The 20,243-nt window shown below is 69.3% G+C and carries 21 protein-coding genes; 8 read left to right on the top strand and 13 right to left on the bottom strand.

Annotated features, from left to right (window positions below; all coding sequences use genetic code 11):
- Positions 1-17: 17 nt before the first annotated feature.
- A complete protein-coding gene (locus tag ACQPYY_RS28295) occupies positions 18-1,208 on the bottom strand; it encodes a DUF7373 family lipoprotein (protein ID WP_433591640.1) in 1,191 nt (396 codons plus the stop codon).
- A 98-nt stretch (positions 1,209-1,306) separates the two neighbouring features.
- A complete protein-coding gene (glgC, locus tag ACQPYY_RS28290; RefSeq protein ID WP_379093751.1) occupies positions 1,307-2,521 on the bottom strand; it encodes a glucose-1-phosphate adenylyltransferase in 1,215 nt (404 codons plus the stop codon).
- Between the two features lie 220 nt (positions 2,522-2,741).
- On the opposite strand from glgC, the gene glgA reads away from it, so the two are divergent.
- Positions 2,742-3,911, top strand: a complete 1,170-nt coding sequence (gene glgA / locus ACQPYY_RS28285) for a glycogen synthase (RefSeq protein ID WP_433594753.1) — start codon at positions 2,742-2,744, stop codon at positions 3,909-3,911.
- A gap of 1 nt (position 3,912) precedes the next feature.
- Here glgA and ACQPYY_RS28280 read toward each other — a convergent pair whose 3' ends face one another.
- On the bottom strand, positions 3,913-4,416 hold the full coding sequence (locus tag ACQPYY_RS28280; RefSeq protein ID WP_433591639.1) for a GNAT family N-acetyltransferase: 504 nt from the start codon (positions 4,414-4,416) through the stop codon (positions 3,913-3,915).
- A gap of 69 nt (positions 4,417-4,485) precedes the next feature.
- Here ACQPYY_RS28280 and ACQPYY_RS28275 point away from each other — a divergent pair, with 69 nt between their 5' ends.
- Positions 4,486-5,397, top strand: coding sequence for a LysR family transcriptional regulator (locus tag ACQPYY_RS28275; RefSeq protein WP_433591638.1), 912 nt, complete (start codon positions 4,486-4,488; stop codon positions 5,395-5,397).
- Positions 5,398-5,431: 34 nt separating this feature from the next.
- On the opposite strand, the gene ACQPYY_RS28270 is transcribed toward ACQPYY_RS28275, so the two are convergent.
- The 9 genes from ACQPYY_RS28270 to ACQPYY_RS28230 all read right to left on the bottom strand — a co-directional run bounded on the left by ACQPYY_RS28270 (position 5,432) and on the right by ACQPYY_RS28230 (position 13,915).
- Complete coding sequence (locus ACQPYY_RS28270; protein ID WP_433591637.1) at positions 5,432-6,724, bottom strand: methyltransferase domain-containing protein; 1,293 nt, start codon at positions 6,722-6,724, stop codon at positions 5,432-5,434.
- A gap of 62 nt (positions 6,725-6,786) precedes the next feature.
- Positions 6,787-6,954 (bottom strand): DUF3117 domain-containing protein, encoded by a 168-nt coding sequence (locus ACQPYY_RS28265; RefSeq protein WP_083869218.1) that lies wholly within the window; start codon positions 6,952-6,954, stop codon positions 6,787-6,789.
- 165 nt (positions 6,955-7,119) lie between these two features.
- On the bottom strand, positions 7,120-7,692 hold the full coding sequence (locus tag ACQPYY_RS28260) for a DNA-3-methyladenine glycosylase I (protein ID WP_433591636.1): 573 nt from the start codon (positions 7,690-7,692) through the stop codon (positions 7,120-7,122).
- On the bottom strand, positions 7,689-8,075 hold the full coding sequence (locus tag ACQPYY_RS28255; RefSeq protein WP_433591635.1) for a DivIVA domain-containing protein: 387 nt from the start codon (positions 8,073-8,075) through the stop codon (positions 7,689-7,691). The genes ACQPYY_RS28260 and ACQPYY_RS28255 overlap by 4 nt, the downstream gene beginning before the upstream one ends.
- 83 nt (positions 8,076-8,158) lie before the next feature.
- Positions 8,159-9,295, bottom strand: coding sequence for an Mrp/NBP35 family ATP-binding protein (locus ACQPYY_RS28250; RefSeq protein ID WP_379093771.1), 1,137 nt, complete (start codon positions 9,293-9,295; stop codon positions 8,159-8,161).
- Between the two features lie 71 nt (positions 9,296-9,366).
- The gene (locus tag ACQPYY_RS28245) at positions 9,367-10,236 is read right to left on the bottom strand and encodes a lytic transglycosylase domain-containing protein (RefSeq protein ID WP_433591634.1); all 870 of its coding nucleotides are present in this window, start codon (positions 10,234-10,236) and stop codon (positions 9,367-9,369) included.
- Positions 10,237-10,412: 176 nt separating this feature from the next.
- Positions 10,413-11,849 (bottom strand): lytic transglycosylase, encoded by a 1,437-nt coding sequence (locus tag ACQPYY_RS28240; protein WP_433591633.1) that lies wholly within the window; start codon positions 11,847-11,849, stop codon positions 10,413-10,415.
- A 156-nt stretch (positions 11,850-12,005) separates the two neighbouring features.
- The gene (locus ACQPYY_RS28235) at positions 12,006-12,593 is read right to left on the bottom strand and encodes a DUF1003 domain-containing protein (RefSeq protein WP_379093780.1); all 588 of its coding nucleotides are present in this window, start codon (positions 12,591-12,593) and stop codon (positions 12,006-12,008) included.
- Positions 12,590-13,915 (bottom strand): magnesium transporter MgtE N-terminal domain-containing protein, encoded by a 1,326-nt coding sequence (locus ACQPYY_RS28230; RefSeq protein WP_433591632.1) that lies wholly within the window; start codon positions 13,913-13,915, stop codon positions 12,590-12,592. The genes ACQPYY_RS28235 and ACQPYY_RS28230 overlap by 4 nt, the downstream gene beginning before the upstream one ends.
- Before the next feature lie 61 nt (positions 13,916-13,976).
- Between ACQPYY_RS28230 and ACQPYY_RS28225 the strand changes: the two genes are divergently transcribed.
- The 3 genes from ACQPYY_RS28225 to ACQPYY_RS28215 are packed head-to-tail and all read left to right on the top strand — an operon-like array spanning position 13,977 to position 16,038.
- A complete protein-coding gene (locus tag ACQPYY_RS28225) occupies positions 13,977-14,912 on the top strand; it encodes an HpcH/HpaI aldolase/citrate lyase family protein (protein ID WP_433591631.1) in 936 nt (311 codons plus the stop codon).
- Positions 14,913-14,963: 51 nt separating this feature from the next.
- Positions 14,964-15,458: a general stress protein gene (locus ACQPYY_RS28220; protein WP_357091391.1), complete on the top strand. Its 495-nt coding sequence runs from the start codon at positions 14,964-14,966 to the stop codon at positions 15,456-15,458.
- Positions 15,459-15,462: 4 nt separating this feature from the next.
- The gene (locus tag ACQPYY_RS28215) at positions 15,463-16,038 is read left to right on the top strand and encodes a suppressor of fused domain protein (protein WP_357283338.1); all 576 of its coding nucleotides are present in this window, start codon (positions 15,463-15,465) and stop codon (positions 16,036-16,038) included.
- A 16-nt stretch (positions 16,039-16,054) separates the two neighbouring features.
- Here the strand turns inward: ACQPYY_RS28215 and corA are convergent, their stop codons facing one another.
- Positions 16,055-17,131 carry a magnesium/cobalt transporter CorA gene (gene corA, locus ACQPYY_RS28210; RefSeq protein WP_433591630.1) on the bottom strand — a complete coding sequence of 359 codons (1,077 nt, stop codon included), beginning with the start codon at positions 17,129-17,131 and terminating at the stop codon, positions 16,055-16,057.
- A 62-nt stretch (positions 17,132-17,193) separates the two neighbouring features.
- On the opposite strand from corA, the gene ACQPYY_RS28205 reads away from it, so the two are divergent.
- Genes ACQPYY_RS28205 through ACQPYY_RS28195 form a run of 3 tightly spaced genes read left to right on the top strand, consistent with a single transcriptional unit; the run spans position 17,194 to position 19,919 of the window.
- On the top strand, positions 17,194-18,048 hold the full coding sequence (locus ACQPYY_RS28205) for a PHP domain-containing protein (RefSeq protein WP_433591629.1): 855 nt from the start codon (positions 17,194-17,196) through the stop codon (positions 18,046-18,048).
- A complete protein-coding gene (locus tag ACQPYY_RS28200; RefSeq protein ID WP_433591628.1) occupies positions 18,045-18,311 on the top strand; it encodes a hypothetical protein in 267 nt (88 codons plus the stop codon). Before ACQPYY_RS28205 ends, ACQPYY_RS28200 begins: the two co-directional genes overlap by 4 nt.
- Before the next feature lie 51 nt (positions 18,312-18,362).
- A complete protein-coding gene (locus ACQPYY_RS28195) occupies positions 18,363-19,919 on the top strand; it encodes an FAD-binding protein (RefSeq protein WP_433591627.1) in 1,557 nt (518 codons plus the stop codon).
- Positions 19,920-20,243: the final 324 nt, after the last annotated feature.

Genomic DNA, 20,243 nt, shown 5'->3' with positions numbered 1-20,243 from the left:
CGCCGCACCAGAATTCGCTACAAGCTGTTGGCCAGCAGCGCGTACTGCGCGACCGCCTTCTTCTTCGCCTCGGCGTCATTGGACCCGTCCGCCACGCCCACGTACTGCTTGTAGCGGACATAGCAGCGGCTGGGCTTCTTGTCCGAGGATCGGTGCACGCACTGGGAATCCGGCACCTTGTCGTCCACGGCGGTCGTGGTCGTCTCCTGCAGATTCCGGATCATTCCGGCCATCAGGTCCGCGCCCGCCTGCGCGTCGCGCACCCGGATCACGAAACTGCCGTCCGCGACCGACATCTCGCTCGCGCCGGTATCGGCCACCAGCTTGGTCCAGAACCCCAGATCATCCGACGGCAGCACCAGCCAGTTGGCCGGGAACACCGCGAACTTGTCCGGATCCACCGTCCGGTGGTCGCGGTCCATCACCAGGGTGCGGGCCAGCAGGCGATCCGGATCCACCGGCAGCTGGGCGATCTGATCGTTCGGGGTGGCCGCGAACGCGTCCAGCACCGGGACCTCCGCGTCCAGGGTCTTCTTGGACCAGGACAGCAAGCCCTGCAGATCGGCGGTGGGGCGCAGGATGAACAGCGAGATCACGAAATCCTTGTGCGCCATCGCGACTCCGATGGTGGGCACGCCCGGCCGCCAGTGCGCGTACGCGTCCGGATAGTCGGGCAGGGTGAGCTTCTGATTGACGTTCAACGCCACCGAGAAGTCGGCGTCCTCCAGCTCGCGGGCCGCCAGCTTCGCGGCATCCGCGGTCGGGAAGCGCAGCACGCGGGTGGTGATGGTGGTGCCGTTCGGGTCCGGATTGTCGTTGACGTCCTCACGATCGGAGCCGCTGGCCGCGAAACCGGCCACGAAGCCGCGATTCACCAGCACGTTCTTCACCGCGGACGCCAGGTGACTGACATTGAGCACATCGTCGACGCTGGCCAGCACCGCACCGCCGCGGCCGATGTTCAATGCCGGATCGATCTTCACCGCGGGAGCCACCGCGGCGGTCATGCGGATGCCCTCGAGCGTCGCGCCCTTGCCGCCGTTGTTGCGGTCGTAGGTGTAGCGATTCACCGGATAGGTCCCGGTGTCGAGGGTGCGGACATCCAGTTCGCCGGGGACGGCGGTGCCCGAACGGCCGCAGCCGGAGGCCAGTGCGGCGATCAAGGCGAGACAGGTGAGTGCGGTGACGACCCGCGCCGGACGGCCCATGATGATCCCTCCCGCGCGGCCCTGCGTCGGCAGCGCTCCCTATCGAAAGATTTTCGGGCCAACGACCGCCGACTGTCCACTCCTATACCGTGTCGCGATCAGACCCAGGTGCCCTTGCCCACGGTCACGACGCCGCCGTTGCTGACCGCGAAGCGTTCCCGATCGCGTTCCCGATCGACGCCGATGATCTCGCCCTCGGTCACCACCACGTTCTTGTCCAGGATGGCGTGCCGCACCACCGCGCCCCGGCCGATCCGGGTTCCCGGCATGAGCACGCTGCCCTCCACCGTCGCGCCGTCCTCCACCAGCACGTTGGAGAACAGCACCGAATTGCGGACGGTCGCCGCCGACAGGATGCTGCCCGCGCCCACGATCGACTCCTGGGCCAGCCCGCCACGGCCGAACTTGGCGGGCGGGAGGTTCTCGGCCGCACCGCGAATCGGCCAGTGCTTGTTGTACAGGTCGAACACCGGGTCCACCGACACCAGATCCATGTGGGCGTCGTAGAAGGCGTCGATGGTGCCGACGTCACGCCAGTAGCCGCGGCTGCGGTCGGTCGCGCCGGGCACCACATTGGTGGAGAAGTCGTAGACCGCGGCCGCGCCGCCGCGCACCAGGGACGGGATGATGTCGCCGCCCATGTCGTGGTCGGAGTCGTTGTCGTCGGCATCGGCGCGGATCGCGTCCACCAGCACCTTCGTGGTGAAGACGTAATTGCCCATGGAAGCGAAGGTGACGTTCGGGTCGTCGGGGGTGCCCGGCGGGTGCACCGGCTTCTCCAGAAAGCCGATGATGCGGCCGGATTCGTCGGAATCGATGCAGCCGAAGGCACTGGCCGAGCTGCGCGGCACCCGGATGCCCGCCACCGTCACGCCCGCCCCGGACTCGATGTGCGCCTGCACCATCTGCTCGGGATCCATCCGGTAGACGTGGTCCGCGCCGAACACCACGATGTACTCGGGGTCCTCGTCGTAGATCAGGTTCAGCGACTGCATGATCGCGTCCGCCGAGCCGGTGTACCAGCGCGGCCCCAGCCGCTGCTGCGCCGGCACCGGGGTGATGTACTCCCCGCCGAACCCCGACAATCGCCAGGTCTGCGAGATGTGCCGGTCCAGGGAATGCGACTTGTACTGCGTCAGAACACAAATCCGCAGGTAACCGGCGTTCACCAGATTCGACAGCACGAAGTCGATGAGCCGGTACGCGCCGCCGAACGGCACCGCGGGCTTGGCGCGGTCCTTGGTGAGCGGAAAGAGTCGCTTGCCCTCGCCACCGGCGAGCACGATCCCGAGTACGTGCGGCTGGCTCCTCACACCACTGAAACTACCGGGTGCACCCGAACGTGGAATGTCCAGCATGTGCCGTGTTCATCGCGATCTTGCTGGCCACGTCGATTGGATGGTTCCACAGCGAGCGTTTACGTTGGACCCGTGCACACGTCGCGATGAACACCCGGGGATGAGAGACACCGAGCCTTAGAGGGCCGCGGACAGCCGGAGCGGAGCGGAGGCCATGGACAGAGCACCTCGTGGACTGCGAGTGGCCATGATGACCCGTGAATACCCGCCCGAGGTGTACGGCGGGGCGGGGGTGCACGTCACCGAACTGGTGCCCAGGCTGCGGGAACTGTGCGACGTCACCGTGCACTGCATGGGGGTCGCGCGCACGGATGCGGTGGTGCACCAACCGGATCCGATGCTCTTCGCCGCCAACTCCGCCGTCCAGATGATGTCGGCGCAGTTGCGGATGGCCGACGCCGCGAGCTTCGCCGACGTGGTGCACTCGCACACCTGGTACACCGGGCTGGCCGGGCATCTGGCCGCGCAGCTGTACGGGATTCCGCACGTGCTGACCGCGCATTCGCTGGAACCGCGGCGGCCATGGAAGGCCGAACAGCTCGGCGGCGGCTACCGGCTCTCGTCGTGGTCGGAGCACAATGCCGTGACCTACGCCGACGCCGTGATCGCGGTCAGCGCGGGCATGCGGGCCGACGTCCTCGACGCCTATCCCGACATCGACCCCGGGAAGGTCCACGTGGTGCACAACGGTATCGACGCCCGGGTCTGGCATCCGGGCGGGCCCGCGCTCGGCTCCCGTGACGTGCTCACCGAACTCGGCGTGTCGCAGGACCGGCCGATCGCCGCCTTCGTCGGGCGCATCACCCGGCAGAAGGGCGTGCCGCATCTGCTGGCCGCCGCCCGGCACCTGGACCCCGACATCCAGCTCGTCCTGCTGGCCGGCGCCGCCGACACCCCCGCCATGGAGGCGGAGGTGGCGACCGCGGTCCGCGCGCTGCGCGACGACCGCGACGGGGTGTTCTGGATCAAGGAGATGCTGCCGACCGAACTGGTCCGGCAGGTGCTCGCCGCCGCAACGGTTTTCGTGTGCCCGTCGGTGTACGAGCCGCTGGGCATCGTGAACCTGGAGGCCATGGCCTGCGGGACCGCCGTGGTCGCCTCCGACGTCGGCGGCATTCCGGAGGTGGTGGCCGAAGGGGAGACCGGGCGGCTGGTCCACTACGACGAGCACGCCCCCCACGACTACGAACGCGGCCTGGCCCGGGCCGTCAACCTGGTGGCCGCCGACCCCGTCACCGCCGCCGCCATGGGGACGGCCGGGCGGGTCCGGGCCATCCACCACTTCGACTGGACACAGATCGCGGCCCGCACCGCGCGGATCTACGACCAGGTTCGCAAGGGCTGAATCAGAGCGGGTAGCGCATGAACACGTCGGCGCGGTCGTAGGGGCTGGGCGGCAACTCCGACGGCGGGACGTGGACGAAACCCATCGACTCGTAGAGGTGCACGGCGCTCGCCAGGCGGGCATTGCTGGCCAGGAAGAACTGCTTCGCACCCAGCTCGCGGGCCCGGTCGATGGCCGCCCGCAACACCACGCGGCCGATGCCCCGGCCCCGGAAGCGTGGCGACACAGCCATTTTCGACAATTCGAAGACTCCCGGATGCTCCTGGACCAGGGCCACGCAGCCGACGGCCGCACCGTCCAGCCGGGCGACGAGCACCTCGCCGCCGTTCGCGACGATGGCCTCGGCATTGTCGAGGGTGGCCAGGTCGGCGGCCTCGACCGTGAAGAAGGCCTCGATCCACTCCAGATTCAGGTCCCGGAAGGCGCGCGCGTCCTCGGGTCCGGCCATCGGTGCGACCACGATCGAATCGAGCTCGGGGGCTTCGGCGTCCATCTGCTGCGTCACCCCGAAAGCATGTCGGACTTCGAACCATAACGTCCAATACTTGATAGCTGCGATCGATATCATCAGCTTATGAACGCTGGGGTGGAGTTGCGGCATCTGCGGTATTTCCAGGCCGTCGCCGAGGAACTGCACTTCGGGCGCGCAGCGGCCCGCCTGCACATCGCCCAGCCCGCCCTCACCCAGCAGATCCAGCGCCTGGAAACCCTGCTCGGCACCCGGCTCTTCGACCGCACCTCCCGCACCGTCGCCCTCACCCCGGCCGGGATTGTGCTGCGCGACCGCGCCGCCGCCCTGCTCGGCCACGCCGACCGCGACCTCGCCGAGGTGATCCGCATCGGCCAGGGCGGCCAGGGCACCCTGCACCTCGGCTTCGTCCCCTCGGTCCTGCCCCTCGAACCCCTGCGCGGCGTCCGCGAATTCCGTGAACGCTTCCCCCTCGTCCACGTCGACCTGACCGAAGGCTTCACCAGCCACCTGATGGCCCGCCTCGCCTCCGGCACCCTCGACATGGCCATCGTCCGCGACCCCGACGACCAGCCCGGCACGGTCACCACCCCGCTCATCACCGAACCGTTCGTAGCGGTCCTGCCCGCCGACCACCCCGCCGCCGCCCGCCCCACCCTGACCGGCGCCGAACTCGCCGACCACCCCGTGGTCTTCTTCCCCCGCGCGGCAGGCGAACTCGCCTACGAGAAGAACCTCACCCCGCTCCTGGAATCCGGACGCCGGCCCCGCATAGTCCAGGAAGCCACCAACTGGACGATCATCCTCTACCTGGTTGCCGCGGGCCTCGGCATCACCATCGCCCCGCGCAGCGCCACCTTCACCGCCCCCGACTCGGTCCGCATCATCCCTCTGACCGGAACCGCAGCCGCCACCACCATCTACACCGCGACCCGCGTGGGCGACGACCGGCCGCTGGTCCACAATCTGCTCGCCCTGCTCCCGAACCGCCCGGCCGCGCCGCGCGAACAGCCGTGAGCGCCACACGCTTCCGGGACCGGATCGGCCCGGCTCAGCGTGGCCGGTACGCCGAGACCGTCACGGAAGCGGTCACCGCCACCGGATCGGGCAGCGCCGCAACAGCTTCGGCCCGGCCCTCGTCCCCGTGGAACGCCGACGGTCCCATCGCCACCACGCGCGCCACATCCTCGTGCGTGAGCGACATCGTGTATTCGACGGCCTCGCGCCCCACCAGCTCGAAACGCTCCCCGAGGGATTCGGCGAGCCGATCCTCCTTGGCCGCGTCCACGCTCACCATCCCCAGCGGCTCGATCAGCTCCCGCAGATGCCTCGAGGTCGGAGTCACCACCACGAACCGCCCGCCCTCGGCCAGCACCCGAGCGACCTCGTCCGCGTTCCGCGGCGCGAACACCGACACGACCGCGCTCATCACCCCGTCGGGCACGGGCAGCCCACGCCACGCGTCCGCCAGCACCGACCCCGCCCGCACATGAGCCCGAGCCGCCCGACGGGCAGCTGCCTTCGACACATCCAGGGCGATGCCGCGCGCTCCGGGCAGCGCGTCCAGTACCGCGGCCACGTAGTAGCCGGTGCCCGCGCCTATCTCGAGGACCGCGAGACCGCGATCGGCCGCTTCAATCCGAACGGGCGTCGGCGATTCCGCCGCCGGGTCCGGCCCCGCCCAGGACCGGCTGCCGACCGGACTTTCCGGCGTGCCGGGGGCCTCGGTGCGCCCGCCGCCCGTCGCGGCCGTCTCGCCGGACAGGAGCGTGGCGGCCAGTCGTGCGGCGGAGGCGGTGGCGACCGACATTCCGGGCGTGGCGATACCGGCGCGGGCTCGATGATGGCGGGATGCCGAGTCGGTGCCGGATTTGCGCGAATTGCGGAGGGCGGTGGGGGTCGCCGCCCCGTCCTCGCGCAGTGGGGCCGGTCGGGCGTCGGTGGCAGCGGCAGCCGGGGGCGAGTCCGCTCCGAATAGTGAGGTGTCGGCAGCGCGGCCGGGCAGGGGCGTCGCGATCGCGGCGGCCAGGGCGGCGGCGATCGGGGCGAAGTGGCCGGCGGATTGGAAGGCGGCGCGGGCGTCGAGCATGGCCGGGGTGTCGCCGGTCATCTTGGTGGACGCGCCGGTGAGGAGGCTGACGTAGCCCTGTTTGGCCAGGTCGTAGCTGTGGCCGAGCCGGCAGCGCAGGGTTCGGGTCGGCGAGTCGTCGGCAGCCGGGTCGACGCCGGCCGTCAGGGGATGGCCGCACTGTGGGCAGGCCAGCAGGTCGGCGCAGGCCAGAAGCCGATCCGCGGGGGAGCGCTGGTCCGTGCCGACTATGGGGTGCTGTGTGTTGTCGTTCACCGCGATACCGGTAAGCCGGGGGCTCCGGGGAGGAGCCCCCGGGTTGGGCTCACCGGCAGCGATCAGCTGGTGACCTTGACGAGTTCGTCACCGAGCGCCGCGGCTTCATCCGGCGTGAGCTCGACGACCAGACGCCCGCCACCCTCGAGTGGAACCCGCATCACGATTCCACGCCCTTCCTTGGTTGCCTCGAGGGGACCGTCCCCGGTGCGGGGCTTCATGGCCGCCATCCTCTGCTCCCTCCAGATCTGCGCGGTCTGCTGCGCACTTTCATGGAACTCCAGTTGTCACCAACCAGGCAGCCCGCCGGTATGTGGCGGGCTACACCTTGCCCATTCTTCCCTATCGCGGATCGGGGCGGGTACCTGAGTTCCAAAAACCGACCGACGTGGCGTTCAGCGTGTCCCCACATTCACCCAGCAATCGGCGATGTGATCGTCTACCATCCCTGTCGCTTGCATGAGTGCGTACGCCGTGGTGGGTCCCACGAATTTGAACCCGCGCCGCTTGAGTTCTTTTGCGAGAGCGGTGGATTCGGGCGTGACAGCGGGCACATCGGACATTTTCCGAGGCCGCTTCCGCGGGGCCGGGGCAAAGCTCCAGAGCAGCGTGTCGAGACTCTCGTCGAGATCCCGGGCAACCCGCGCATTGTGGACGCTGGCCTCGATTTTGGCTCGATTGCGAACAATGCCCGGGTCGGTCAGCAGGCGTTCCACATCGGCCTCTCCGAACCCCGCCACCCGCTCGGTGGAGAAGCCCGCGAATGCCGCCCGGAACGCGGGCCGCTTGCGCAGAATCGTGATCCACGCCAGCCCCGATTGGAAGGCCTCCAGGCACACCCGTTCGAACAGCGCGTCATCGCCGTGCAACGGGCGACCCCACTCCTGATCGTGGTATTCCCGGTACAGCTGCGAACCCTCCGACCAACCGCACCGAATTCGTCCGTCGGATTCCACGGGCACGGTCATCGAGTGGCCTCGGGGCCCGGCTCGGCGGGATCGGCCGTCAGCACTTCGGGAACTTCCCGTTCGCCGTCCGGGCGTGGCGTCTCCTCGGGCGCGTCCGCCGGGGCCGTCGCCTGCGCCAGCTGACCCTCGAGTTCGTCGATGCGGGCGGCGAGCCGGGTCAACGCCCAATCGACCTCACCGGCCTTGTACCCCCGGAACACCTGCTGGAAGCGCAGCGCCCGCACATCGGTCCCGCTGATGCCCGCCACGGGCAGCACGGTGACCGTGGTGCCCTCCGGCAGCGGCCCGAGCTCCTCGGACCGCCCGAAGATCGCACTGGCCACCAGGAACAGCAGGGCGGCGACCAGTCCGACGATCAGCACGTACAGCAGCATGGTGAGCATGCCCCGAGCTTAGGGGTCACCGTCGCGGGCGGCTGCCCACACCCCGGCGGAATTCGGCCGTCGAATTCCGCACGGCCCCTTCGCTACAGGTGGCGGGTGGTGTCGATGGACAGCGACATGCCCGCCAGGCCGCGGCGGCGGACCGAGAGCTTCTCGGCGATGTCCAGCAGCGCCTTGCCCGAGGGGCTCTCGGGCGCGCGCAGCACGATCGGGGTGCCCTCGTCGCCGGCCTCACGCAGCTGCTGCTCGATCGGGATCTGGCCCAGCAGCGGCACATTCGCGCCGATGGTGCGGGTCAGGTTGTCGGCCACGGTCTGACCGCCGCCCGAGCCGTACAGCTCCATGCGCGAGCCGTCCGGCAGATCCAGCCAGGACATGTTCTCGATGACGCCCGCGATCCGCTGCCGGGTCTGCAGGGCGATGCTGCCCGCGCGCTCGGCGACCTCGGCGGCGGCCAGCTGCGGGGTGGTGACGACCAGGATCTCGGCATTGGGGATCAGCTGGGCCAGCGAGATGGCCACGTCGCCGGTGCCCGGCGGCAGGTCCAGCAGCAGGATGTCGAGGTCGCCCCAGAAGACGTCGGCCAGGAACTGCTGCAGCGCGCGGTGCAGCATCGGGCCGCGCCACACCACGGGCGTGTTGCCCTGGGTGAACATGGAGATCGAGATGACCTTCACGTCGTGCGCGATGGGCGGCATGATCATCCGCTCGACCTGGGTGGGCCGCTGCTCGGTGCCCAGCATGCGCGGCACGCTGTGGCCGTAGATGTCGGCGTCGAGCACACCCACCGAGAGGCCCTTCGCGGCCATGGCGGCGGCGAGATTCACGGTGACCGAGGACTTTCCGACGCCACCCTTGCCGGAGGCGACCGCGTACACACGGGTGAGCGATCCGGGCTGGGCGAACGGGATGACCGGCTCGGCGGCGTCACCGCGCAGCTTGCGGCGCAGCTCGGTGCGCTGCTCGTCGTTCATCACGTCCAGGTCGACGCTGACGGCGCCGACTCCGGGCACGTCGTTGACGGCCTTCGTGACCCGTTCCTGGATGGCGGATTTCATCGGGCACGCCGAGGTGGTCAGGTAGATCACGACCTTGACCGCGCCATCCGCGCCGACGTCGACGCTCTTCACCATGCCCAGCTCGGTGATCGGTTTCCGGATCTCCGGGTCGTTCACCTTCGCGAGCGCGCCCCGCACATCCGATTCCGTAACCACTGGCATGGGCCCAAGTCTAGGAGCGCCGGTTTCGCGCCCCGATGCGGGGCACACTCATGTCAGATGCGGGGCGGGTGTCAGATGCGGGGGAGGGCGGCGGCCGAGGGAGCGATGCCGGAGCCGTACGCGGTCTCCCACGCCATCACATTGGCGACGTAGGCCATCGAGTTGTTGTAGCGCAGGATGGCCCGCGTCTGCTGGCCCGGGTCACGCATGTCGAGGCCGCCCGAGCACAGGTACTTGCCCGCGGTGAGCGTGGCGTCGTAGATGTTCTGCGGATCGGCGATGCCGTCCCCGTTGCCGTCGGCCGCGTACTTGCGCCAGGTCTCGGGCAGGAACTGCATGGGCCCGACGGCGCGGCGGTAGCTGCCGGACAGGCCGTCCAGGTCGCCGCCGTCGGAGGTCTGGATGACGTTGTTGCCGTAAAGGCTTCCGTCGAGCACCGGGCCGTAGATGGGCTGCAGCGGATTGCCGTCCTCGTCGACCTTGCCGCCGAAGCCGTGCGTGGATTCCACCCGGCCGATGCCGGCCAGCAGGTTCCACGGCATGTTGCAGGTCGGGTTCTCCACGGCCAGCACGTGTTCGGCGTTCTGGTAGGCGTCGTGGGCGATGCCGGGCATGCCGAGCGGTCCGGCGGCGCGGGCGGCGGGCACCCGGCCCTCGGGCAGCGCGACGGACTTGATCTCCGGCGGGCCCACGGGCGCAACCTGTTTGGCTTCGTGCAGGAGGGGTTCGGGGGCTGGGGCGGCGGGCGGGGCCGCCTCCGGTGCGGGTGGCTGGTCTTCGTCGCCGCCGAACTGGTGCTGGAAGGTTGCCGCGAGCTTGTCGGTGATGTGGCCATCACCCGCTCCGGTAACTGTGGCGAGCCCTGCGGGCACGAGCCCGGTCAATGCGATGACCGATCCACGACGAACTCTGGGGACCGGGGGTTTACGGTGACGACCCACTGTGTGGTGACCCTCCATTGCCATCGGTTGATACCGGGGAGATGCAACACAGGTCACGTTACCTCATCCGAGACCTTCTTGTTACATCTTCGTGATCAACTTTCAGGTTTTGAAGGAATGCCTAGTCAAACGCGAGTTCCGGAGCGACGCGCCGAAACTCGCGAATCACACCTTCGTTACGGAACCGGCGCGGGGGCCGGAGCCGGGAGCGGGATCGTGATGCCGAACGGCAGCGTGATGCCGGGCGCCGGAGTGGTCGGATCGACGACCTCCGGGGCGGCGTCCGCGGGCGGCTGCGGCTGCGCCTCCGGCGTCTTGGACGGCGTCACCGTTTGCTGGTCCCGCGGTTGCTGGACACCCTGCTGCGGCTGATCCTGCGGCTTGTTCTCGGCCTGCTGCACCGGCGCGGTGCAGGTGGTGATGATGGGCTGATCCTTGGGCAACGGCTTGCCGTCGGGGCCCAGCTTCTGGTCGGCGGGCTGCGCGTCGGCGGGCTTGGCCGGATCCTCGGCGGCCGGGTCGGTGGCCGCGTCGGCGGGCTTCTGATCCGGCGCCGGCGCCGGAACCGCCACCTGCTCACAGGGATTGGCGGGCACGGCCGGGGTGGCCGGGCAGAAGATGCCGCACGGGATCGGCGGCAGGCCCGCGATGGTGATCATCACCTGGGTCGCGCCGGGCGTGGTGGTCACGACCGTCTGCTGGGCGCCCTCCGGCGCGGGTCCGGCCGGAATCGTGGTGGAGGCCACCGTGATGTCCGGGCCGTTGACCGGAACGTAGTTGTTGGGCACCAGATCCGGCGAGATGCTCACCTGCTGCGGCGCGCCGCCGGTCCGGTAGGCGTTGGCCCAGCTGAGCACATTGGCCGCGTAGGAGATCGAATTGTTGTAGCGCAGCACCGCCCGCAGCTGCTGCTGCGAGTCGGCCAGATCCAGGCCGCCCGAGCACAGGTACTTCCCGGCCGCCAGCGCGGCGTCGAAGACGTTGTTGGGATCGGGTGTGCCGCTGCCCTTTCCGTTGGCGGCGTACAGCGACCAGGTGCTGGGCAGGAACTGCATGGGCCCGACGGCGCGCACGTAGTTGCCGTCGGCGGCCTTGATGATCTCGTTGCCGGGCAGTGTCCCGTCCAGCGCCGGACCGTAGATCGGGGTGACCGTGGTGCCCGCGGCGTCGGTGCGGCCGTTGTTGGCGTGGTTGGACTCGATGCGGCCGATACCGGCCAGCAGGTACCACGGCAGATGGCAGTTGGGGTCCGAAGACTGCAGCGCCAGTTCGGCATTGCGGTAGGCGGCCAGCACGATCTCCGGGATGCCGAGCAGTCCGCCGCCGCCGGGCAGGGCGATGTCGCGCAGCGGGACGGTGCCGCCGAAGAGCGGCATGCCGTCCGCGGGCGGAGTCATTGCGCTGAGTTTGCGGGGCGCCTCCGGAGCAGCCGGCACCAGTCCGACGAGCCGATCCGACGGCGTGTCCACAGGCGTGTTCAGACTCGCGTTGGTCGCGGCGGAGGCCGCGAGCAAGGCGTCGGGCGCGGCCTGCGGGGCGACGGGGTGGACCGTCGTGTTGGTGGCGGAACCGGCGGTGACCAGGCCCGCTATCAACAGCGCAGACGCTGTCACCGGAGCAGAAATTCTCTTCGCCACCACACAATCCCCTCAGTCGTGCGGCCGGAGCCCCGTGGTGACACGTGTGCTGCGGCAGTGTCTGGGTCGGTCGCTCGGAACAACGTGATCCAGGTTACCCATGAGTCAGCTTGTTCGGTACAACTTCTGTGGTCAGTCGCCATCTTTCTGTGCCGAAATCGCGACCTCGTTGGCCTTTCGCTCGGTACCCTTCTTTGCTTTCCGCGACTGGACGATCTCCCCGTCGGCGGCCAGTTTCTCCAATCTGACCAGGGTTTCCTTGATATCGTCCAGTTCCCTGCGCACGTAGTCGCGCGTGGCGACCTCACCCACGGCGAGTCGCAGGGCGGCCAGCTCCCTTGCCAGGAACTCGGTGTCGGCCTTCGTCTGGGCCGCTCGGGTCCGATCCTCCTCGAGCGAGACGCGGTCGCGGTTGTCCTGCCGGTTCTGCGCCAGCAGAATCAGCGGCGCGGCGTAGGCGGCCTGGGTGGAGAACGCGAGGTTCAACAGGATGAACGGGTACGGGTCCCACTGCAGCCGCAGCGCGAACACGTTGAGCAGGATCCACACCACCACGATGACGGTCTGGATCACCAGATAGCGGCCCGTGCCCAGGAATCGGGCGATCCGCTCGCTGGTGACCGCGAGTGCCTCGGCGTCCCAGTCCAAGCCGCGGAAGCGATTCTCGAGGGGCGTCTCCAGGCGTTGGCGCGCACTGGATTTGTCGAGCCGTTCGCTCATGAGCGGCCTCCCGTCCCTTCGATCACAGGCATCCCGTGCACGTCGTGATTGTCCTCGTCCTGCTCACGCCAGTCCTCGGGGAGCAGGTGGTCGAGCACGTCGTCGACGCTGACGGCGCCCAAGAGATGATTCTCCGCGTCCACCACCGGTCCGCACACCAGGTTGTAGGTGGCGAAATATCGGGTGACCGCGGTGAGCGGGGCATCGGGGCGCAGCTGCACCAGATCGGTGTCCACGATGCCGCCGACCAGGTTGGCCGGCGGTTCCCGCAGTAGTTGCTGGAAGTGCACGCAGCCCAGGTACCGGCCGGTCGGGGTGGCGGTGGGCGGGCGCACCACGAAGGCCATGGAGGCCAGCGCCGGGGTGAGCTCGGGATCTCGGATCCGGGCCAGCGCCTCGGCGACGGTGGTGGAGGCGGTCAGCACCACCGCGTCCGGGGTCATCAGACCGCCCGCGGTGTAGGGCGCGTGCTCGAGCAGGCGGCGGACCGGTTCGGAATCCTCCGGATCCATCAGCGCCAGCAGCGATTCCGCCTCGCCCGCGGGCAGTTCGCCCAGCAGGTCGGCCGCGTCGTCGGGGTCCATGGCCTCGAGCAGGTCGGCGGCGCGTTCCACGCCGAGCTGCTCGAGCAGTTCCACCTGGTCGTTCTCGGGCAGTTCCTGGACCACGTCGGCGAGGCGTTCGTCGTCGAAGGCCGCGGACACCTCGATGCGGCGCTTGAGCGGCAGTTCCCGCAGCATGTGCGCGACGTCGGCGGCCCGCATGCCCTCGAACTGTCCCAGCAGCTGGGTGACGTCCTGACCGGGCATGTTCAGTTCGGTCTGGGTGAGCCCGCGCACCTGCGCCCAGTCGACCACGTGCACCGCGCCGCGGCGGCCGAAACCCACACCGAGGCGGCGGCGTTCGCGCACCGCGACCCGCGACACCACCCAGTCGCGGGTGCGGCCCTTGTCGATGCCGAGGTCGACCACCACCACGTCCACGCCCGCCAGATGTTCGAGTTCGGGGTCGGCGACGCGCACGGTGGAGTCGAGAATCTGTGCGATGGCCAGCAGTTCGCCCGGCCGCTGCTCGAAGCGGCGCACACTGATGGTTCCGGTGGTGAGGGTGATCGCGCCGGGTTCGATGGCCTGCACCCGCAGCATGGGCACGAAAATCCGCTTCCGGGTGGGCAGTTCGACGAGAATGCCCAGTACCCGGGGCTGCTGCCGGTCGTATCGGATGGAGATCACGATGTCGCGGACGCGGCCGATAGACTCGCCGTCCGGTCCCAGTACCACCAAGCCCGCCAACCGGGCGGCGAAAACCTTCGTCGCTGCCATGTTTGATAAGGCTAGTGGGTCCAGCGCGTCCGAAACGCCGCGCCACGAGAAGGAGTGACCCATGACATCGCGCCGATCGGTACTGGCCGTACCCGGCAGTAACCCGCGCATGATCGAGAAGGCCAAGGGGCTGGGCGCCGACGAGGTGTTCCTGGATCTCGAGGACGCGGTCGCACCGGCGGCGAAGGCGGCCGCGCGGGCGAATATCGTGGCGGCCCTCAATTCCGGCGGCTGGGGTTCCCAGATCCGCGTGGTCCGGGTCAACGACTGGACCACCGCGTACACCTACGCCGATGTCATCACGGTGGTGGAGGGCGCGGGCTCCGAACTCGACGCCATCCTGTTGCCCAAGGTCACCGATGCCGGCCAGGTGCGGGCGCTGGACCTGCTGCTGACCCAACTGGAGAAGGCCAACGGCCTGCCGGTCGGGCGGATCGGCATCGAACCGCAGATCGAGAACGCCCTGGGCCTGCGCAATATCGACGCCATCGCCACCGCGAGCCCGCGGGTCCAGACCCTGGTGTTCGGCCCGGCCGACTTCATGGCCTCGATCAATATGCGCACCCTCGTGGTGGGCGAGCAGCCCGAGGGCTACGAGCCCGGCGACGCCTATCACCACATCTATATGACGATCCTGCTCGCGGCCCGCGCCCACGGCCTGCAGGCCATCGACGGCCCCTACCTGGCGGTTCGCGATATCGACGGCTTCCGCCGCAACGCCGCCCGCACGGCGGCACTGGGATTCGACGGCAAGTGGGTGCTGCACCCGGACCAGATCACCGCGTGCAACGAGATCTTCAGCCCGCGCCAGGCCGACTACGACCGGGCCGAGGAGATCCTCGACGCGTACGCCTTCCACACCTCCGCCGAGGGCGGCGCGCGTGGCGCGGTCATGCTCGGGGACGAGATGATCGACGAGGCCAGCGCCAAGATGGCTCAGGTGATCGCTGACAAAGGTCGGGCCGCCGGCATGGCGCGAACCGCGCGAGCTCTGTGAATCCGGCCCGGCGATCGGGCAGGTGTCGGCCGGAAATAGCATGATGGAGTCATGACGAATCCCATGGGGAATGCGAGCCGGGGCCGGCAGCCCGCCCTGCCGACGCCGCCGTCGGGCTGGCCGATCGGCTCCTACCCAACCTACGCGGAGGCGCAGCGGTCGGTCGACTATCTGGCCGACAACCAGTTCCCGGTGGAGGGCGTGACCATCGTCGGTGTCGACCTCATGCAGGTCGAGCGCGTGCTGTACCGGCTGACCTGGGGCAAAGTCATTGGCGGCGGCATGGTTTCGGGTGCCTGGCTCGGCCTGTTCCTAGGCTTGCTGCTGAGCATGTTCACCACCGGCGGCACGCTGGGCCCGCTGGTGGTCGGCCTGGTCGGCGGCATCATCTTCGGTCTCATCTCCGCGTCCATCCCGTACGCGGCGACCCGGGGCCAGCGCGACTTCGCCTCCACCATGCAGTTGGTGGCGGGCCGTTACGACGTGCTGTGCGATCCGAAGACCGCCGAGCAGGCGCGCGACATGCTCGCCAGACTGGCCATCTGAATCGATGGAGGTATTGGACAAGGTCCGGGCCGCGGTGCTCGGTCACTTCGGGGTGGAGTCCGCGGACGCGGCGTCGGTGACGTTCCTGGGTCTGGAGCCCATCGATATCCTGCGCATCCCGGACGGCGAGTTCGTGCACTACTCGACGTTGGGCGGCTCCCGGCATCCGATGACCGATCCGGCGGCGGCGCTGGCCGATCCGGTCCGGGGCCCGCGCGCGGAGCTGGTGCTGACCCTGCGCGGCGGCGCGGGGGCGGGTTCGGGGCTGACCCGGACCCTCGGCGTGCTGGTGGCCGCGCCCGCGGTCGAAGGCGTTGTGTTGCAGGCGGACGCGCTGCTGGACCTGGGCGAGCCGATCTGGGCCAACGCGCCGTTCACGGCGGTCCTGCTGGGCGACAGCGAGATCCCGGAGGTGGTGCTGCCCGATCCCGCGGACCCGGTGCGCTTCCTGACGGTCGCGCCGATCACGGCGACCGAGGCGGCGTGGGTGCGCATCCGCGGCGCGGCGGCGCTGCGGGACGCGTGGGCCGAGGCGGGCATCGACGTCCGCGACCCGGCCCGTCCGGCGGCGAGCCTCTAGCGCGCCGCGGGGTTGCTCAAAGCCATTTGTTCCGACGGAAATTCACGTAGAGCATCGTGCACAGCAGCACCATGACACCGATCACGATGGGATAGCCGTAGTGCCATCGGAGCTCCGGTAGGAAATCGAAATTCATGCCGTAGATCCCCGCGATGGCGGTCGGCACCGCGGCCATGGCCGCCCACGCCGAGATCTTGCGCATGTCCGTGTTCTGCTGGACGCTCACCTTGGCCAGCGCGGCATTGATGAGGGCGCTGAGGGATTCGTTGAAGTCGAGGATCTGCTCGGTGACCGCGGTGTGGTGGTCGGTGACGTCGCGCAGGTAGCGCCGAATCTCCTTGGGCAGGGGCAGGGTGGTGTCGTGGGTGAGCACCTGCAGGGGTAGCTGTAGGGGCTTCACGGCTCGGCGTAGTTCCACCACTTCGCGTTTGAGCTGGTAGATCGCCTCGATCTGGAGTTTGTTGGCGGGGGTGAAGACCTCTTCCTCCATGGCGTCGACGTCTTCCTCGATATCGGCGGTGACGGTGACATAGGTGTCGACGACGTGGTCGGCTACCGCGTGCAGCACTGCGCCCGGGCCGAGCGCGAGTTGCGCGGGGTCGGCTTCCAGGTCTTTCCGCAGTCCGGCCAGCCCGCCGTGCTCGCCGTGGCGCACGGTGATGACGAAGTCGGGTCCGGTGAAGACCATGATCTCGCCGGTATCGACGATCTCGGCGACGGTTTTGAGCTCGTGCTCGAGGTACTGCACGGTGCGCATGACCAGGAACAGGATGTCGTCGTAGCGTTCGAGTTTCGGACGCTGGTGGGCGTGCACCGCGTCCTCGGCAGCCAGCGAGTGCAGGCCGAAGGTCTCGGCGACGTCGGTCATCAGCTCCTTGCCGGGCTCGAGCAGACCCAGCCAGACGAAGCCCGCTTTGCGTTCGCGCACTTCGGCGAGGGCGTTCTTGTAGGTGCACCGGTCCCACAGCCGCTGTCCGTCCACGTAGACGGCGCAGTCGACGATCGTGCCGTGCGGTGCGGCCGGTGTGGCGGGCACCGGTTCGCCGGGCCGCCCGGGCCAGTGGAACGAGGGCAGCGGCGGTAAGGAGGACACATCAACGATGCTAATCGTCCCGGGTCGGGGTGATCGTTTGCGCCGCAGGCAAGATAGGTGGGGTGCGCATCGATCTCCACACCCATTCCAACGCGTCCGACGGCACGGACACCCCGGCCGAACTGATCGCGAAGGCTGCCGCCGCCGGTCTCGACGTGGTGGCCCTCACCGACCATGACACCACCTCCGGCTGGGCCGAGGCCGTCGGCGCCCTGCCGCCGGGTTTGACGCTGGTCCGGGGCATGGAGATGTCGTGTGTGGGGCTCGGCGAGGACGGTTACCCGGTGCCGGTGCACCTGCTGGCCTACCTGTTCGATCCGACCGACGAGTCCTTCGCGCAGGAGCGGGAGCGGCTGCGCGCCGAGCGGGTGGTGCGGTTGCGCGCCATGGCCGAGCAGATGGCCGCGGACGGCCTGCCCATCGATCCGGAGGAAGTGATGGCCTCGGTGGGCCCGTCGGCGGGCCGGCCGCATCTGGCCCGGGCGCTGGTGGCCGCGGGCGTTGTGCCGACGGTGGACGCCGCGTTCCAGGATCTGCTGGCCCCGCATGGCCGGTACTACGTCGAGAAGGCCGACACGCCGCTGCGGCGGGCGGTCGAGATGGTGGCGTCGGCGGGCGGGGTGTCGGTGGTGGCGCATCCGCGCGCCCGTAAGCGGGGGCGGCTGCTGGCGCTGGACCACATTCGCGAGCTGACCGAGTTCGGGTTGGGCGGTCTGGAGATCGACCACATCGATCACAGCGAGGCCGACCGTGCGGTGCTGCGCGGGCTGGCCGCGGAGCTGGGGCTGCTGACCACCGGATCCTCCGACTACCACGGCGCCAACAAGACCATTCGGCTCGGTGAATTCACCACCGACCCAACACAATTCGAGGAAATTGTGGGCAAAGCCAGTGGGGTTCCGGTGATCACCGCGTGAAGGTGTTCCGGGGTCTGAGCGGGATCGTCGCCGGGGGCACGGTGGTGCTGGCGGTCACGGTCGCCGGGGCCGCGAGCATCGGTGCTCGCCGCGGTTTTCCGGGCCCCGGAGCGGAGTCGGTGACATGGCATGTGGCCGCCGCGCTCGCGGTTGTCGCCGCCCAGATTTATGCGGATAGACGTCAAGGTTTTGCCGCTTTTTTCGGATGCTTGGCAGTTTTCGGGATAGCGGGATATCTGCTGTGGGCGCAGTGGTGGAATTGAAATACGCATAACGGTTGCGGCGAGTTGAACTGTCGTCGAACATTTGTCGTTATGACCGAATTCGACGCCGATGTGCTGGTGCTGGGAGGTGGCCCGGCCGGATGCTGGGCCGCCCTTGCCGCGGCCGCCGCGGGCGCGCGGGTATTGGTCGTCGACAAGGCCCGCTGTGGATCCAGCGGGCCGACTGCGCGGGGCGGGGTCACCCTGTGGAACATCCCGTCGGGCGCGGCCCGCGAGGAGGCTGTGCGGCAGAACTTCGCGCACGGCGGCGGGCTGGGCGAACCGGACTGGATGTACCGGGTGCTGGAGGAGACGCATCGGCGGGTCGGCCAGCTGGTGCACGGCGGCTTCCGTTTTCAGGGCGAACACGCGGAGCGTCCGGCGCGGGTCTACCTCGACGGCGCGAAGTATCTGGGCAGGCTGCGGCGCAGCATGGTGATCGCGGGGGTCCGCATCCTCGACCACCATCCGGCCTTGCAGCTGATCACCGACAAGGACGGCGTGGTGTCCGGCGCGGCGGGCGTGGCGCTGCACGGCGACTCGCCCACCTGGATCGTCCGCGCCCGCGCGGTGGTGCTGGCGACCGGCGGCTGCGCGTTCCTCTCCGGCGGCGCCGGCACCGATGTGGATACCGGGGACGGCCTGCTCATGGGCGCGGAGGCCGGGGCCGAACTGTCGGGCATGGAGTTCTCCAACGCGTATTCGCTGGCTCCGGTGGCTGATTCCCGGCCGCTCGGGGGTCGCCCGGTGTCGGCGGTGTTCGCCTCGGACCAGGTCATGCATTTCGCGACTCTGTACGACGAATCGCGGTCGGTGCTGTGGGGTCAGGGATGCGGTTCGCGGGCACAGGCTTTCGCGGCCATCGCCGATGGCCGGCGGGTGTATGCCGCGCTGGACGAGCTGCCCGAGGGGGTTCGCGCGGAGCTGCTGCGGCTGGGCCCGAGCCCGACCGGTCAGGTGCCGATGGGCGCGGTGCTGGAGGGCACGGTGCGCGGTACGGGTGGATTGCGCCTGGTGGGACCGGATTGCGCCACCACCGTGCCGGGCCTCTACGGCGCGGGGGATGTCACCACCCGGGAGCCGATCACCGGCGCGGTCAGCGGTTTCGGTGGCCAGAACGGCGCGTGGTCCATCTCGTCGGGGGTGTGGGCGGGTGCCGGTGCGGCCGGTTTCGCGGCGTCCCGGCGCAAGCTGGGCAAGGCGCGGCCGGTGCCGGGTGTGGGCCTGGGGGACAAGTCCCGCCTGGATCCGCGCGCGGTGGTGGGACTGGTCCAGGAGCACACTCTGCCCCTGCGGCGCAGCTACTGGCGTAGTGACGGCAGTCTGCGCGACAGCATCGGCGAACTGGACGGCCTGTGGCCGGGGGCGGAGTTGGCGCTGGGCGGAAAAGGTCCTGATCGGTTGTGGGCCCGGCAGGCCGCGGCACTGCTCGCGGTGGCGCGCTGGACGAAATATTCGGCGCTGGCCCGGACCGAGACCCGGGGAATGCATCGGCGTACCGACCACCCCGGCGCGGGAAGCGACTGGCGGGTACGGTTGCTCTCCGGCGGTCTCGAATCCGTGTGGGTCCGACCGCAACCCGTGGTAGCCGAGGCGGCGCCGGCGTGAACCGGGCGGTAGGTTACTGATCAGTCGAACAGTCCCGTTGACAACCTCACAACCGTCCCCGCGACCGGGTTGTGACAGTTCTCCGAGTTCGGGTTCCCACCAGCGAGTTTCCGTTCACCTGCGCGTGACGCGGCTGACTTACTCTTCAACGATGGTGAGGCGACGCGACGGACCCGGGGTCGATTTGGCACCCCGTCGCAGCGACTGGCAGAATGGGCCGATCCCGGCCGCAGCCACCGCCCGGCCCGGGACACTCGGTGATCACGAACTCCGACTCGCGGGTTCACCCGGGATCACCCCGACTGTCTCGTCCGGACACACCCC

It is taken from the genome of Nocardia sp. CA-145437 (assembly GCF_050956485.1).
Taxonomy (GTDB): Bacteria; Actinomycetota; Actinomycetes; order Mycobacteriales; family Mycobacteriaceae; genus Nocardia.
Note: the sequence above shows the minus strand (reverse complement) of the source record. Positions and strands in the feature narration are given on the sequence as shown.

Coding starts and splice junctions, on each gene's coding strand:
- ACQPYY_RS28250 (WP_379093771.1), bottom strand. CDS start 9,295: ATGCCAGTGGTTACGGAATCGGATGTGCGGGGCGCGCTCGCGAAGGTG.
- ACQPYY_RS28260 (WP_433591636.1), bottom strand. CDS start 7,692: ATGACCGTGCCCGTGGAATCCGACGGACGAATTCGGTGCGGTTGGTCG.
- ACQPYY_RS28220 (WP_357091391.1), top strand. CDS start 14,964: ATGACGAATCCCATGGGGAATGCGAGCCGGGGCCGGCAGCCCGCCCTG.
- ACQPYY_RS28215 (WP_357283338.1), top strand. CDS start 15,463: ATGGAGGTATTGGACAAGGTCCGGGCCGCGGTGCTCGGTCACTTCGGG.
- ACQPYY_RS28255 (WP_433591635.1), bottom strand. CDS start 8,075: ATGCTCACCATGCTGCTGTACGTGCTGATCGTCGGACTGGTCGCCGCC.
- ACQPYY_RS28225 (WP_433591631.1), top strand. CDS start 13,977: ATGACATCGCGCCGATCGGTACTGGCCGTACCCGGCAGTAACCCGCGC.
- ACQPYY_RS28275 (WP_433591638.1), top strand. CDS start 4,486: ATGAACGCTGGGGTGGAGTTGCGGCATCTGCGGTATTTCCAGGCCGTC.
- ACQPYY_RS28295 (WP_433591640.1), bottom strand. CDS start 1,208: ATGGGCCGTCCGGCGCGGGTCGTCACCGCACTCACCTGTCTCGCCTTG.
- ACQPYY_RS28235 (WP_379093780.1), bottom strand. CDS start 12,593: ATGAGCGAACGGCTCGACAAATCCAGTGCGCGCCAACGCCTGGAGACG.
- ACQPYY_RS28265 (WP_083869218.1), bottom strand. CDS start 6,954: ATGGCGGCCATGAAGCCCCGCACCGGGGACGGTCCCCTCGAGGCAACC.
- ACQPYY_RS28230 (WP_433591632.1), bottom strand. CDS start 13,915: ATGGCAGCGACGAAGGTTTTCGCCGCCCGGTTGGCGGGCTTGGTGGTA.
- ACQPYY_RS28195 (WP_433591627.1), top strand. CDS start 18,363: ATGACCGAATTCGACGCCGATGTGCTGGTGCTGGGAGGTGGCCCGGCC.